This is a genomic window from Pseudomonas sp. NBRC 100443 (assembly GCF_030268185.1).
In the GTDB taxonomy this organism is placed as follows: domain Bacteria; phylum Pseudomonadota; class Gammaproteobacteria; order Pseudomonadales; family Pseudomonadaceae; genus Pseudomonas; species Pseudomonas citronellolis.
On record NZ_BSQE01000115.1, the window covers coordinates 1 to 255 of the forward strand.

The following is a 255-nucleotide window of genomic DNA, read 5'->3' on the forward strand; positions in this document are numbered from 1 at the left end:
GTGAGGTCCGAAGATCCCCCACTTTCTCCCGTAGGACGTATGCGGTATTAGCGCTCCTTTCGGAACGTTGTCCCCCACTACCAGGCAGATTCCTAGGCATTACTCACCCGTCCGCCGCTGAATCCGGAAGCAAGCTCCCTTCATCCGCTCGACTTGCATGTGTTAGGCCTGCCGCCAGCGTTCAATCTGAGCCATGATCAAACTCTTCAGTTCAATACTGATCGGGTTTTGAGAAAACCCTAAACTTGGCTCAGC

The 255-nt window shown here is 53.7% G+C and carries 1 rRNA gene; it reads right to left on the reverse strand.

The annotated features are described in order from the left end of the window. Positions 1-213 (reverse strand): 16S ribosomal RNA (locus QSJ95_RS32785); the annotation flags it as partial. Positions 214-255: the final 42 nt, after the last annotated feature.